Annotated in this window: 10 protein-coding genes; 8 read left to right on the top strand and 2 right to left on the bottom strand. The window is 63.1% G+C overall.

From position 1 onward, the window contains the following. Window positions 1-29: 29 nt before the first annotated feature. A complete protein-coding gene (locus DWZ54_RS02595) occupies window positions 30-2,099 on the top strand; it encodes a polyribonucleotide nucleotidyltransferase (protein ID WP_118474380.1) in 2,070 nt (689 codons plus the stop codon). Window positions 2,100-2,184: 85 nt separating this feature from the next. Here DWZ54_RS02595 and DWZ54_RS02590 read toward each other — a convergent pair whose 3' ends face one another. Beyond that, window positions 2,185-3,147 carry a site-specific integrase gene (locus DWZ54_RS02590; RefSeq protein ID WP_233519418.1) on the bottom strand — a complete coding sequence of 321 codons (963 nt, stop codon included), beginning with the start codon at window positions 3,145-3,147 and terminating at the stop codon, window positions 2,185-2,187. Window positions 3,148-3,363: 216 nt separating this feature from the next. Between DWZ54_RS02590 and DWZ54_RS02585 the strand changes: the two genes are divergently transcribed. The 6 genes from DWZ54_RS02585 (at window position 3,364) to DWZ54_RS02560 (ending at window position 10,131) form a co-directional block, all read left to right on the top strand. Next, window positions 3,364-4,836, top strand: coding sequence for a GDSL-type esterase/lipase family protein (locus tag DWZ54_RS02585; protein WP_118474378.1), 1,473 nt, complete (start codon window positions 3,364-3,366; stop codon window positions 4,834-4,836). A gap of 49 nt (window positions 4,837-4,885) precedes the next feature. After that, window positions 4,886-5,629, top strand: coding sequence for a hypothetical protein (locus tag DWZ54_RS02580; RefSeq protein ID WP_118474377.1), 744 nt, complete (start codon window positions 4,886-4,888; stop codon window positions 5,627-5,629). A 52-nt stretch (window positions 5,630-5,681) separates the two neighbouring features. Next, window positions 5,682-6,380, top strand: coding sequence for a winged helix-turn-helix domain-containing protein (locus DWZ54_RS02575; protein WP_118474376.1), 699 nt, complete (start codon window positions 5,682-5,684; stop codon window positions 6,378-6,380). Between the two features lie 191 nt (window positions 6,381-6,571). Further along, window positions 6,572-7,834 (top strand): GspE/PulE family protein, encoded by a 1,263-nt coding sequence (locus tag DWZ54_RS02570; RefSeq protein WP_118474375.1) that lies wholly within the window; start codon window positions 6,572-6,574, stop codon window positions 7,832-7,834. Then, a complete protein-coding gene (locus DWZ54_RS02565) occupies window positions 7,809-8,894 on the top strand; it encodes a type IV pilus twitching motility protein PilT (RefSeq protein ID WP_118474374.1) in 1,086 nt (361 codons plus the stop codon). The genes DWZ54_RS02570 and DWZ54_RS02565 overlap by 26 nt, the downstream gene beginning before the upstream one ends. Continuing rightward, on the top strand, window positions 8,875-10,131 hold the full coding sequence (locus DWZ54_RS02560) for a type II secretion system F family protein (RefSeq protein WP_118474373.1): 1,257 nt from the start codon (window positions 8,875-8,877) through the stop codon (window positions 10,129-10,131). The genes DWZ54_RS02565 and DWZ54_RS02560 overlap by 20 nt, the downstream gene beginning before the upstream one ends. 60 nt (window positions 10,132-10,191) lie before the next feature. Here the strand turns inward: DWZ54_RS02560 and nadE are convergent, their stop codons facing one another. After that, window positions 10,192-12,081: an NAD(+) synthase gene (gene nadE / locus DWZ54_RS02555; RefSeq protein WP_118474372.1), complete on the bottom strand. Its 1,890-nt coding sequence runs from the start codon at window positions 12,079-12,081 to the stop codon at window positions 10,192-10,194. 258 nt (window positions 12,082-12,339) lie between these two features. Here nadE and thrC point away from each other — a divergent pair, with 258 nt between their 5' ends. Further along, the gene (gene thrC / locus DWZ54_RS02550) at window positions 12,340-13,836 is read left to right on the top strand and encodes a threonine synthase (protein ID WP_118474371.1); all 1,497 of its coding nucleotides are present in this window, start codon (window positions 12,340-12,342) and stop codon (window positions 13,834-13,836) included. The last annotated feature ends 22 nt before the right edge of the window (window positions 13,837-13,858 follow it).

Here is a 13,858-nt window from a genome sequence, read left to right as displayed (position 1 = left end):
ATAGAGAGATTTGAGGAGGTATTGTTCGTATGCATCGTTTTGAAACAGAGCTCGGCGGCCGCAAGCTGGTCATCGAGAACGGCCAGCTTGCCAAGCAGGCCAATGGTGCTGTGCTGGTGCGCTATGGCGACACGGTCGTGCTTGTCACGGCCACGGCTTCATCCGAGCCGCGCGAGGGCGTGGATTTCTTCCCGCTGACGGTTGATTATGAGGAAAAGATGTACGCTGCCGGCAAGATTCCGGGCGGCTTCATCAAGCGCGAGGGCCGTCCGTCGAGTGACGCCATCCTCTGCGCGCGCCTCATTGACCGCCCAATCCGCCCGCTGTTCCCGAAGGGCTTCCGCAACGATGTCCAGATCGTCGCGACGGTCCTTTCGGTCGAGCAGGACAATGCGCCGGAGCTCGCCGCGATGATCGGTGCGTCCTGCGCCCTGACGGTTTCGGATATCCCGTTCATGGGCCCGATTGCCGGCGTGCGCGTCGGCCGCGTCGACGACGAGTTCGTCATCAACCCGACGGAGGAGCAGCGCAAGGTTTCGACGCTCAACCTCACGGTCGCGGGCTCGCACGATGCCGTCATGATGGTTGAGGCCGGTGCGAATGAACTGCCGGAGGATGTCATCCTCGACGCCATCCTGTTCGGCCACGAGGAGATCAAGCGCCTCGTCGAGTTCCAGCAGGATATCCAGGCTGCCTGCGGCAAGGAAAAGAGCGAGCCGAAGCTCTTCCTCGTGCCGCACGAGATGGAGGAGGCCATCCGCGACTATGCGAAGGAGCGTCTCGATGCCGCCGTGCGCAACGCGGACAAGCTCAATCGCGACGCAAATATCGCCGAGATCACGACGGATACGATGGAACACTTCCTCGAGCTCTATCCGGAGATGGACAAGGAGATTGCCATCGCCATCCACGACCTCGAGAAATCCGTCGTGCGCCACATGATCACGCATGAGAAGATCCGCCCGGACGGCCGTGAGGTCGACGAGGTCCGCCCCGTTTCGTGCGAGGTCGGCCTCCTGCCGCGCACGCATGGTTCCGGCCTCTTTACGCGCGGCCAGACGCAGATTCTCACGGTGACGACGCTCGGCTCGCTCGGCGATGAGCAGATCATCGACGGCCTCGGACCCGAGACGTCGAAGCATTACATCCATCACTACAACTTCCCTGGCTACAGCGTCGGCGAAGCGCGTCCGATGCGCAGCCCGGGCCGCCGCGAGATCGGCCACGGCGCCCTCGCGGAGCGCGCGCTCGTGCCGGTCATCCCATCCGTCGAGGAATTCCCGTACACGATCCGCCTCGTCTCGGAGGTGCTCGAGTCGAACGGTTCGAGCTCGATGGGTTCGGTCTGCGGCAGCACGCTCTCGCTGATGAATGCCGGCGTACCCATCAAGCGTCCGGTTTCGGGCGTCGCCATGGGCCTCGTCAAGGAAGGGGACAAGTACACGATCCTCACGGATATCCAGGGCATGGAAGATGCGCTTGGCGACATGGATTTCAAGGTCGCCGGTACGACGGAAGGCATCACGGCCATCCAGATGGATATCAAGGTCGACGGTCTGTCGCGCGAGATTCTCTCGGCTGCTTTGCAGCAGGCCAAGCGCGGCCGCGCGTTCATCCTCGGCAAGATGCTTGAGTGCATCGACAAGCCGGCGGCGGATCTCTCGCCGTATGCACCGCGCGTTGAGACAATCAAGATCAAGACGGACAAGATCCGCGATGTCATCGGTACGGGCGGCAAGGTCGTCAAGAAGATCATCGATGAGACGGGCGTGGAGATCGACATCCACGAGGACGGCAATATCTTCATTTCGTCGGTGAATGCCGAGGGCATGAAGAAGGCCAAGCAGATGATCGAGGATATCGTGCGCGAGGTCGAGGTCGGTCAGGTCTACACGGGCCGCGTTACGCGCCTCATGAAGTTCGGTGCATTCGTCGAGGTGCTGCCGGGCAAGGAGGGCCTCTGCCACATCTCCCAGCTCGCGAAACACCGCGTCGAAAAGGTCGAGGATGTCGTGCAGGTCGGCGATCAGCTGCAGGTCAAGGTCGTCGAGATCGACGACAAGGGCCGCATCAATCTGAGCCACAAGGCCGTACTGTAAAAAAACGCGCCGTCATGAGCTGTCGGCGCTGAAACGCAAAAAGGGGCTGCTGCATGAAAATGCGGCAGCCCTTTTGCCTTCCTTTTTATTTTTTGTACATTTTATTCAGCGGGTTTTCCTTGAAGATGTTGCCCTGCTCGATATAGCGGTGCACCATTTTTTCTGAGTGGTGGCGCGTCTGGCGCATGATGGTCAGCGCGTCGACGTCGTGCTGGGCCGCGCTCGTCGCGAAGCCGCGGCGCAGGCTGTGGCCGGCGAAGGTGTCGGGGTTGAAGCCCGCGAGCTTCGCGTATTTCTTGATGATGAGCGCGACGGATTTGTCGGAGAGCTGGCTGTCGCGCAGCGTGTGGGCGCGCGTGAACGGACGAAAGAGGGGGCCGCGGTGGATGTTGGCGGCCGCGAGCCATGCCTGCACGGCGCGCACCGCGCAGATGGACGGATCGGGGGCGTAGGGGACGGCGATCGTCGAGCCGCGGCCGAGCTGATCGCTCTTGGACTGCGGTACGAGAATCATGAGGCCTTCGCTCGTGAAGGTCAGGTGCTCGATTTGGATGGCTACGAGCTCAGAGCGGCGGAAGGCTCCGGCAAAGCCCAGGAAGATGAGCGCGCGGTCGCGCAGCGAGACGATGGTATCGTCGAAGCAGTCCGCGAGCACTTGGAGCGTCTCGAGCAGGATTGGGGTCTTGCCCTGCTGGAACGTGCCCTTCTCGCGGCGGATGGCCTCCATCGCCGCGCGCACGAGGCTGCTCTTGGCCGGGTTGCGCTCGCCTTGGTAGCCCGCGGCCACGTGGTTCTCCGAGATGGCCGTGACGCGCCGTGCGACCGTGTTGGCCTTGGCGTCGTCGGCCAGGTCGTTGAGATAGTTGACGATCGTCTCGGGCGCGGCCGGCAGGTCGCGTTCCCCGTGGTAGGCGCACCACGCGGCAAAATCGCGCCAGTCGGCCCGGTAGGCTTTGAGCGTATTGTCGGCTTTCGACTTGCTGAGCCGCAGCTTGGCTTTTTCGGATAGTTTCGTATTGGCTTCAACGCGCTGATTCTTGATCAGCATGAAATGCTTGTCTGCCTGCATCATAATCCTCACTGGTTTCTTTAAAGATGAATTCACTCTTTATTATAAATCACATCCCTGTAATTGGGAAGGAAAGGGGGACCCTCCGGCGCTGACATTGTGCAGCGCGGATGTTCTGTGCTATAATCTCACCATGAAGCGGAGCATCAAGAAGATGCCTGCTCTGAATTCTTTCGTAAAGAGAGGTGGACCGCCATGAAAGAAAAACGTGCCGGGCGCCGTGCGCGCCGTTCCTTTTTGCCGCATTTGCCGCATTTTCCGCACTTCCTTGGCCTGCTGCTCGTCCTCGTGCTCGTCGTGGCGGGGACCCTGCTCTGCTGGCCGCGCCAGGAGGCTTCGTCGCGCCTCCTGACGCCACCGCCAGCAGGCCTCAGCACGACGACGGCCGCGACGCCCGTTTCGTTTTCGCCCATCCTGACCTGGGATTCGGACGAGGAGGCCGTGAGCTACGAGATGGAGATCTTCGACCACTGTCCCGAGCATTTGTCGGAGGCGAAGGAGTCGCCGGAAGCCATCTTCCGCACGCGCGCCATCTATCAGAACCGCTACAATCCGCCACTGCAGGAAATCGCGGGTGAATTGCTCGGCAGCGAGCCGCTTTACTGGCGCGTGCGGGCCATTGATTTCAACGGCACGCCATACACGCCGTTCAGCGGACTCGCTGCTCTTTACACGTCTCCGGACCTGCCGCCAATGCAGGCGCCCGTCCTGACTTCGGAGTTCGGCGGGCGGCGCGGGGAGACGCTGCTCTATCCCGTCTACGCCTGGGTTGGCCAGTCGAATGCGGCGAGCTATGAAGTGGCCATCTACAACGAGAATCCCGAGGAACATCTCGAGGCCGAGCCCATCGAGCTGCTTTCCTCCACGATGGCCGAGATTTACGACCCCGAGCCGCATTACGGCGATACGCCGTTTTACTGGCGCGTCCATGCCTTCGATGCCGAGGGGGCGCCGCTCGGCGAGTGGTCGGCCGTGCGTTCCTTCCGCACCGCGCCCTCTGATGACTGGCAGGTCGCGGTGCTCGGCGACAGCATCAGTCATGGCGGCGGCCATTTCTCCTACAGCCCGGCGGATTTCCATTTCAGCTGGCTGCATTACCTGGACTTTGATACGATTAACCTCTCGGAAAGCGGCGATACGAGCGGCATGACGCGCGCGCGCTTCGAGCGTGATGTGCTGCCGTTTCACCCGCAGTACCTGCTGATCATGACGGGCAGCAACAGCCTGCGCGCTGGCGAGGACACGGATGCCGTGATCTCAGACCTCGAGGCGATGCGCCAGATGTGCCTTGCGCATGGCATCCGGCCCATCCTGTTGACGCTGCCGCCAATCCATCCCGACAACATCCAGCACGTCTTTGCCGAGCCGACGGCTGACGACTGGCAGGACCGCTTTGACACCGTCAACGATTACATCCGCACGCAGGTCCACATCGATATGGCCCTGGCCATCGAAGCGCCAGACGGTGTACTGCCGACGGAGTACGCGCTCGACGGCCTGCACCCCGATGCAAACGGCAAGGCCCTCATGGGTGCCTATGTCAACAGCGTCTGGACCGTCGTCCGCGCGCAGGCGGACGCTGAACTCGACCAGTGGCAGCAGGCCCGGCAGAGCCGTCAGGATGGGATGGCAGGCGCGGAAGGCATTGCCTCAGATAGAGCTTTGTAATATAATTTGTAGTAATGATAAAAGGATTTTATGGACAGGGGGATTTTTCGTGAATTTCATGAGTGGGAAACAGAAATGGCTGGCTCTGGCAGCGGCGGGCTGCCTGCTCGCAGGCTCCGGTCAGGCCGGGGCTGCAAGTGCCGATATGGAGGCTGCTCAGATGGCGGCACCGGCAGCGCAGGAAGCAGCCGCCAAGACGGCTCCTGCCGCAACGGAAGCGGAGGCGGCCGCGCAGACGGAAGCTCCCGCTGACGCAGAGCTCCAGGCGGCTGAGACGGCTTCCTCCGGGACGGCGGCTGCCGCTGAGGAATCGGCACCTGATGCTGAGGAATCGGGAGCGGTCGCTTCTTCGGAAATCCCGAATCCCATGGTGCCGTACGATTCCTATGCGGCCATGGTCGAAGAGCTGTCCTTCCATCCGCTCTATTTCCCGCTGAGCTCGGGCCTCGAGCTCACGGGCCGCTACATCATCGGCGGGACGACGGCGGAGCTCCACTACACGTCGCGCTACGGTCAGGAAGAGAAACGCGCGCGTTTCGTCGTGCGCACGGCTCTCTTGAGCGACGACATGAACGCGGAAGTGCTCAGCGGCGTCTACGGTGCTTCCTGGCAGACGCAGCAGCTCGGCGCGACACAGGTGCAAATCGCGGAGCTCGCCAGCGATTCATTCGTGGCCTACTGGACACGCGGCGGCTATGCCTTCTCCGTCGGAGCCGACCAGCTCAACCGCTGGGATTTCGTGCGTCAGCTGCGCGACAATCTCATCGATCTCAGCGAGCACTATTACGATTGAGGGCAGAGCGCTGTGATGAAACGGGCTGGCTGGCAGAAAGGTGGAAGATAGTATGCGGATCCTCGTGGTGGATGACGAATCGTCGATACGGGAGCTTTTGGAATTCAATTTGAAGAAGAACGGCTATGAGGTCATAACGGCTGCCGATGGGCGGCAGGCTCTGAAGCTCGCGCCCGGCATGGATCTCATCCTGCTCGACCTCATGCTGCCGGAAGTCGACGGCCTGACGGTCTGCCGGCGGCTCAAGGCCGATGAACGGACCGCGAGCATCTCCGTCATCATGCTGACGGCCAAGGCGGAGGAAATCGACAAGGTACTCGGCCTCGAGCTCGGCGCCGATGATTACGTCGTCAAGCCCTTCTCGATGCGCGAGCTCATGGCCCGCATCAAGGCCGTGCTGCGTCGTTCGAGCCACGACGCCCCGCCGAAGGAGGATGTCCTGCAGAGCGGCGGCCTGCGCATGGATTTTTCCTCGTATCAGGCCTGGGTTCACGACCATCTGCTCACGCTGACGCCGAAGGAGTACGAACTCCTGAAGCTGCTCGTGACGAATCCCGGCCGCGCCTTTTCGCGCGACGAGCTGCTCGAGCGCATCTGGGGCTATGAGTACTACGGCGACACGCGCACGGTCGATGTCCACATCCGCCATCTGCGCGCCAAGCTCGCGCCGCACGATGCGGCGCTTGGTGATGCCATCGAGACGGTGCGCGGCGTGGGCTACCGCTTCAGCCGCCCCGTGAGTGCCAAGTGACAGGCGGTTCTTTGCGTGAGCCATGCAATCTGATTTTGAGAGGGTGTTTCCCGTGCTGGGAAGCGCCCTTTTTTGCTGCCCCGTTTTGCCGCAGGAACCTTCGGCAGGAGAACGGCATGTGCGTGTCGAAGGGATATCATAAGTCATTGTTCTCGTGTGATATACAGAAAAACAGATGAGGAGGGTGTCTTATGGGAAAACGGCCATTTGAATCGCTGCGCATCCTTGCGGGGCAGGTACTGCGCGAGGAACGGCGGGCGGCGCAGCCGGCAGGGCGGCAGGAACGGGCGGGCATCGTGCGGCTCGCGGATTTCCTGCTCGATGAGGCCATTGCCTGCGGCGCGAGTGACCTGCATCTGGAGCCGCAGGCAGGGGAGCTGCGGCTGCGCGTCCGGTGTGACGGCCTGCTCGGGGAGGCGGGCCGCCTGCCGCTCGTGCTGATGCCGCCGCTCGTCTCCCGCCTCAAGGTGATGGCCGGCATGGACATCGCACAGCAGCAGCGGCCGCAGGACGGCCACATTCACTACCGGGATGACATCGACCTGCGCGTATCCTCACTGCCTGCGGCGCATGGGGAGGTGCTCGTGCTGCGCCTCCTGCGCGGCCGCCAGCAGGGGCTGGCGCTCGGCGAGCTGGGCTTTTCCAAGGCTCATCTCGCCGGTCTCCGCCGCCTCATACACCGTCCCGCGGGGCTCGTCGTGCTCTGCGGGCCCGTCAATTCGGGCAAGACCTCCACGCTCTACGCGGCGCTCAGCGAGCTCAACGACGATGCGCACAACCTCGTGACGCTCGAGGACCCCGTCGAGCGCCTGCTGCCCGGCATCAATCAGGTGGAAATTCACGAGAAGGCCGGCCTGACCTTCCTCGCGGGACTCAAGGCCATCCTGCGCCAGGATGTCACGGGCATCCTCCTGGGTGAGATCCGCGATGAGGAGACGGCAGCCATGGCCGTGCGCATTGCCTTGACGGGGCATCTCCTCATGACGACGCTTCATACGGAGGACACGGTATCGGCCATCTACCGCTTCCTCGAGATGGGCGTGCCCGCGTATCTGCTCGCGGCGACTCTGAGCGGCGTCGTGGCGCAGCGGCTCGTGCGGCGCATCTGCCCCGCGTGCCGGCGCTGGCAGGAGGTGCCGGCGGGCTCGAGGGAAGCCGCGCTGCTGCAGGAGGCCTGGCAGCCGGGGATAAAGCTTGCCTGCGGCACAGGCTGTGCAGCCTGCGGCGGCACGGGATATCGCGGGCGCACGGTGGTGAGCGAGGTGTTGCTCATCGATGAGGAATTGCGCGCCGGCATCCTGCAGCAGTGGCCGCGTGCGAAGCTCCGCCGGCTGGCCGTGTCCAAGGGGCTTGCAAGCCTCTGGCAGGACGGCAGGCAGAAGGCCCTGCAGGGGATCACGTCGCTTTCAGAAGTCAGGAGGGTGCTCTATGGCGATGGCAGCGCTCTTTCATGAGGCCCTGGCGGCAGGCTGCCGCCAAAAGGCTTCGGACCTCTACCTGACGGCCGGCCAGCGCGTCTGGCTGCGTGTGGATGGCCAGCTCATGCCCTTCGGGGCGGAACGCGTCGAAAGCTCCGCGCTTCTCGCCTGGCTCGAGGAGAAATTGGGCGCGTCAAGCCTCATGCGGCTGCAGGCGCGCGAGGAGGTGGACTTTGCCTTTTCTCACGGTTCCTGGCGGCTGCGCGGCAACGCCTTCTGGCAAAGGGGAGAGCCCGCGGCCGTCCTGCGCTTCCTGCCGCCTGCGGTCCCAAGCCTTGCGACGCTCAATCTGCCCGCGCGGACGGCGCTTGCCCGCATCCTTGCCCTCACGAGCGGCCTCGTGCTCGTCTGCGGGCCCACGGGCTCCGGCAAGACGACGACGCTCGCGGCCTGTCTCGACGCGATCAACCAGAATGAGGCGCGCCACATCCTGACGCTTGAGGATCCTGTCGAATACGTTTTCACGCCGGCAAGGTCGCTCATCAATCAGCGCGAGCTCGGGCGGGATTTTTGCTCATTTCCCGCGGCACTGCGCAGTGCGCTGCGCGAGATGCCGGATGTCCTGCTCGTCGGGGAGCTGCGCGACCGCGCGGCGCTGACGACCGCGCTGATGGCGGCGGAGAGCGGCATGCTCGTCTTCGGTACGCTGCACACACGTCTGGCAGCCGAGGCTCCCGCGCGCATCGAATCCTTCTATGAACAGGAGGAACGCGCCTGCGTGCGCGAGCAGGTCGCAAGAGTCCTGCAGGCCGTGCTCGCGCAGAAGCTGCTGCCGGCAAGCGGCGGCGGGCGCGTGGCGGCCGTCGAGGTGCTCCTGCGCGAGCTTTCAGTCTGCAGCCTGATCCGTCAGGGCAAATACGAGCAGCTGCCTTCCGTCATGATGCGCTGCCAGCAAGCGGGCATGCAGACGATGGAACGTGCCGTCGCGCAGCTTTATCAGGAGGGGCGCATCACGGCAAAGACGCGTGAACGGTACCAGCGCGAAGAACGGGGAGAGCGGGAAGGAGGGATGACAGGTGGCACATTTTTCGTATGAGGCGAGAAGCCGCACGGGCGAGCACTTTGCTGGCGACGTCGAAGCTGCTTCGCGCCGTGAGGCTGCCCGTGAGATCCGGCAGCGCGGGCTCTGGGTGGCCTCTCTGACCCCGCTGGAGCAGGCGGAGAGGAAGGAGACCCTGCCTGGCCTGCGCCGCCTGCTCGCATCTGCGTGCGCCCATCCCGTCTTTTCGCGGCGCCTGCCATCGGGGCGGCGGGCCTGTGTGCTCTTTTTGCGCCAGTTCGCCCTGCTGACGTCCGCCGGGCTGCCGCTGCACGAGGCACTCGGCGCCATGCAGGCTGGAGACGGGCGCCGCGATGGTTATGAGGAGATGGTCGGTGCTTTGCGCGGGCAGGTGCTGGCGGGAACATCCCTTTCGGCGGCACTTTCAGCATACCCGGCGGTCTTCCCGCACAGTGTCTGCCAGCTCATCGCGCTGGGCGAGGCGGGCGGCGCCCTTGCCTCCATCCTGCCGGAACTCGCGGACCATATGGAACTTGCGATGAAGACGCGCGCGAAGCTCCGCGCGGCCATGGCATATCCCGTGCTGCTGTTTTTTGTGACGCTTCTAGCCGGCATGCTCATGACCGTCTTTTTGCTGCCGGCCTTTGCCGCGCTGCTCACGAGTCTCGCGGCCGAGCTTCCCTGGCCCACGCGCGTGCTGCTCGCGCTCTCGGCTTTCCTGCAGCAGCACGGCGCGGCCACGGCAGCGCTTTTTGCCGTCAGCTGCGTCTTTTTCGGCTGGCTGTTTTCGCGTCCGGGGCTGAGTCAAAGGCTCGACCGCCTGCTCCTTGGCCTGCCGTTCTTCGGCACATTGCTCCGCTATGGCGAGTGGCAGACCATTCTGTCGCTGCTCGCCGTCCTGCTGCATCACGGCGTGCCCCTGGACCGCGCGCTTGCCCTGGCGATGGAAGCCCCCCGCAATGCGTTCCTGCGCCTCTCGCTGCAGCGGGCTCACGCGCGCCTGCGCCGCGGCAAGCCGCTGACGGCTGCGCTTCGCGGCGCCATGCTGCCGTCCTTTCTCATGGCCCTGCTGCGGTCAGGCGAAGCGGCCGGCCGCCTCGAGGAGATGATGCAGCGCGGCGCCGGCCTTGCGCGCTTCTGTTATGAGGAGAGGCTGCGCCGCCTCGAGGTCCTCGTCGAGCCCGTGCTGACGCTCGTCGTCGGCGCCATGATCTTTTTCTTCGTGCTCGCCGTCATGCTGCCCCTGCTTACGACAATGGACGCCCTCGGCTGAGAGCGTCCATCTGGTGACAATCTGCCCCGCCGGGGCAGGCCTGTATGTGCTTGTCGCCGCTTATTCCTGCAGCAGTTTTTTCTTGAGCTCGCGGTAGCGGCGCGTGTAGTAAGCGCCGTTCTGCGCCTCGCGGTGGTCGAAGCCGTAGGCGCGGCGGCTCACGGCGAGGACCGGCGGCGCCTGGATGCGCTTGGCGACGGCCATGCCGCAGAAGAGGTTCCACCAGCGCTCAAGATCGCTGATGAAGTCGGCGGCCGTCGGGAAGTATTTGGCCACGAGGCCTTCCTCACAGCCGAGATTCTTCTCGACCGTACCCTCTTCGTACCAGGTTAAGAGGTCCTCCGGTGTGGCCTTCTGCCAGCGCTCGATGAAGGAGCGGAACAGGTAGTCGTGATACGGGTACTTGATGGGGTCGCCCTTGCCCTCGTCGACGTTCTGCGCCGAGGAAAGCTCGGCCGACGGCACGATGTCGATGATGCCCTGCGGCACGACCTCGCGGCCGTAGACGACGTCGTTCATGTAGTGGGCGAGCGCATAGACCTGGTATTTCCAGAGGTCAGCGAGCGCGGCGAGGAAGCCCGACTGATCGCCGTAGAGCGTCGAGTAGCCGACGGTTGTCTCGGCCTTGTTGGCATTGCAGGTGAAGCCGCCGCCGAACGCCGCAGCCGCTCCTGCGAGCACGCGCGCACTGCGGTCGCGCGCCTGGATGTTCTCGGCGACGAAGGATGAGACTTTGAGATACGACTTGCTGCCGTCGCCGAGCAGCGTCATCGGCGTTTCCTCGAGCTGCCTGATCGTGTGATCGACGGATTTCTGGATCGGCACGATCATGTACTGGCAGCCGAGATTCTCCGCGAGCTGCTGCGACAGCCCCTTCGTCGTCGCGGAATTGTAGACGCTCGGCATGTTGACGAGCAGGAGATTTTCGGGACCCACGACCTTCGCGTAGAGCGCGGCGGCCACGGCCGAATCGATGCCGCCCGAGATGCCGATGACGAGTTTCTTCATGTGGATGTTCTGGAGAAAATGGCCGACGCCGTAATGCAGCGCGCGGTAGATATGCGCGATATCGGGTTCTTCGGGTACGGGGGCTGCGGGCATATCCTTGAGGCCATCAAGCGGCAGGATCCTGAGGTCTTCCTTGTACTCTGGCGCCGTGTAGACGACGTCGCCCCTGCCCGAGTAGGCCGTGCTCGAGCCGTCGAAGGTGTAGACGGTCTTGCCGTTGTTCTGCAGGCCGATGCAGTTGACGTAGAAAAGCGGTGCGCCGGCATCCTTCGCCTGGCGGCCGAAGACGCGGTTGCGCTTGTCGTTCTTGCCGAGCGTGTAGGGGGAAGCCGAGATGTTGACGTAGAAGTCGATGGCATCCTCTTCCAGGATCTTGAGCGGTGCAAGTTCGTAGTCGTCGCTCCAGCCGTCCTCGCAGAGCAGGCAGCCGACTTCAAAGCGCCGGCCGCGAATCTTGAGGCTCACGGGCGAGAGCAGCTTCTGCGGCGTCGTGCCGAGTTCGCGCGCGAGCTTCTGCAGGCTGAAGAAATGGCGCGTGTCGTCGAATTCGCGGTAATTCGGCATGAGCGTCTTGATGGTGTAGGGGTACGGCATGTTGTCGGGCTGTACGAGCTGCCCGTCCTGTGCGATGAAGAACGCGTTGTACTTGCGCACGCGGCCGTCGTTGTTCTTCTTCTGCCAGTCAACGGCCACATTGCCGAACATGACGGTGATGCCCGTAGAGGCCGCGATGATGTCCTGCCCGTAGCTCTCGCAGTCGCGCAGGAACGCGGGCTGCTCCCAGGTATCGCCCAGGAAGTAGCCGGGGACAGCCATCTCGGGGAAGATGACGATGTCGGCGTGCTTTTGGCGGGCCTCGTCGATAAAGGCGAGGATGCGCTGTGTGTTCTCGTCGGGATGGCCAGGAATGACCTCCATCTGTGCCATGGCAATGTTCAACAAATTCAACACCCTTTCCGTGTCTCTGATGATTACAAAAGCGCAATATTATTGAAGAAATAACGCTTTTTGTGTAACAAAAATGAAACTGCGTATTTTCTGCGCTGACAATTTAACAATTTCTATAGGATTTGCGCGCAATCTATGGTATAATGTCAAAAACGAGATGACGAGTGGGGAACCTTTTTCCATTTTAACATAGTTCGTTTTATTATCAAATATCAAAGTGTCCCGCGGGGGCGCTGGCAGGAGGAGATTGTGTTGAACTACAAGAGTACCAGAGGAAATGCAGCATCGCGCGCTTCGGCGCAGGCCATCATCGACGGCCTCGCGGAGGATGGGGGCCTGTTTGTACCCGAGAGCATCCCTGCCGTCACGCTGGATTTCATCCGCGGCCTGCAGCCGCTTTCCTATGAAGAGCGCGCCAAGGCCGTGCTCTCGCTGTTCCTCACGGATTATACGGCGGAGGAGATCGAGGGCTGCGTGGAGCGTGCCTACAACAACGGCCGCTTCGATGCGGCAAAGCGCGCGCCCGTTGCGGCCTGTGGCGCGACGAGCGTGCTCGAGCTCTGGCATGGCCCGACGAGCGCCTTCAAGGACATGGCCCTGCAGCTCCTGCCGCAGCTCATGAGCACGGCGCTCAAGAAGACGGGCACAAAGGATGAGGTGCTGATCCTCGTCGCGACGTCGGGCGACACGGGCAAGGCCGCGCTCGAGGGCTTCCGCGACGTCCCGCAGATCAAGATCATGGTCTTCTACCCCGAGGGCGGCGTCAGCCGCATCCAGCGCCTGCAGATGCTGACGCAGGAGGGGACGAATGTCAACGTCACGGCTGTGCGCGGCAATTTCGACGACGCGCAGAGCGGCGTCAAGCAGATCTTCGGCGATCGCCCGTTCAACGATGAACTGCAGGAGGCGGGCATCCGCCTTTCGTCGGCCAATTCCATCAACTGGGGCCGCCTCGTGCCGCAGATCGTCTACTATTTCAGCACTTATGCCGACCTCCTGGCCGCCGGCCGCATCGAGGCGGGCGAGGAAATCGATTTCACGGTGCCGACGGGCAATTTCGGCGACATCCTCGCGGGCTTCTACGCGAAGTGCATGGGTCTGCCCGTGCATAAGCTCGTCTGCGCATCGAACACGAACAACGTGCTGACGGATTTCCTGCGCACGGGCGTCTACGACCGCAACCGCGATTTCTACAAGACGATCTCGCCGTCGATGGATATCCTGATCTCGAGCAACCTCGAGCGCCTGCTCTACCATATGACGAATGATACGCAAAAGGTCGCCGGCTGGATGCAGCAGCTGCGCGAGACGGGACGCTATGAGATCGATGCGGACCTCCTCGCGAAGATCCAGCAGGTCTTCTGGGCCGACTGGACGTCTGACGAGGACACGAAGGCCTGCATCGGCGAGGTCTTTGCCAAGGAGCACTATGTTGCCGATCCGCATACGGCCGTGGCCTGGCGCGTGGCCGAGCATTATCAGAAGGAAACGGGCGACGCGCATCACATGGTCGTCGTGTCGACGGCGAGCCCGTATAAATTCAACGGCAGCGTGCTCGAGGCGCTCGGCGAGAAGACCGGGGGGCTCGACGAGTTTGCGCTGCTCGACCGCCTCGCCGCCGTGAGCGGCACGAAGATCCCCGAGGGGCTCGCGTCTCTGCGCAACAAGGAGATCCGTCACGACGGCACCTGCACGCCGGAAGGGATGGAGCAGTCCGTGCTGCGCTTTGCCGAAAAGAAGAACAGCTGAACAAGCGGCCAGCCGTGGGCAA

It is taken from the genome of Mitsuokella sp. AF33-22 (assembly GCF_003475755.1).
Taxonomy (GTDB): Bacteria; Bacillota; Negativicutes; order Selenomonadales; family Selenomonadaceae; genus Mitsuokella.
Note: the sequence above shows the minus strand (reverse complement) of the source record. Positions and strands in the feature narration are given on the sequence as shown.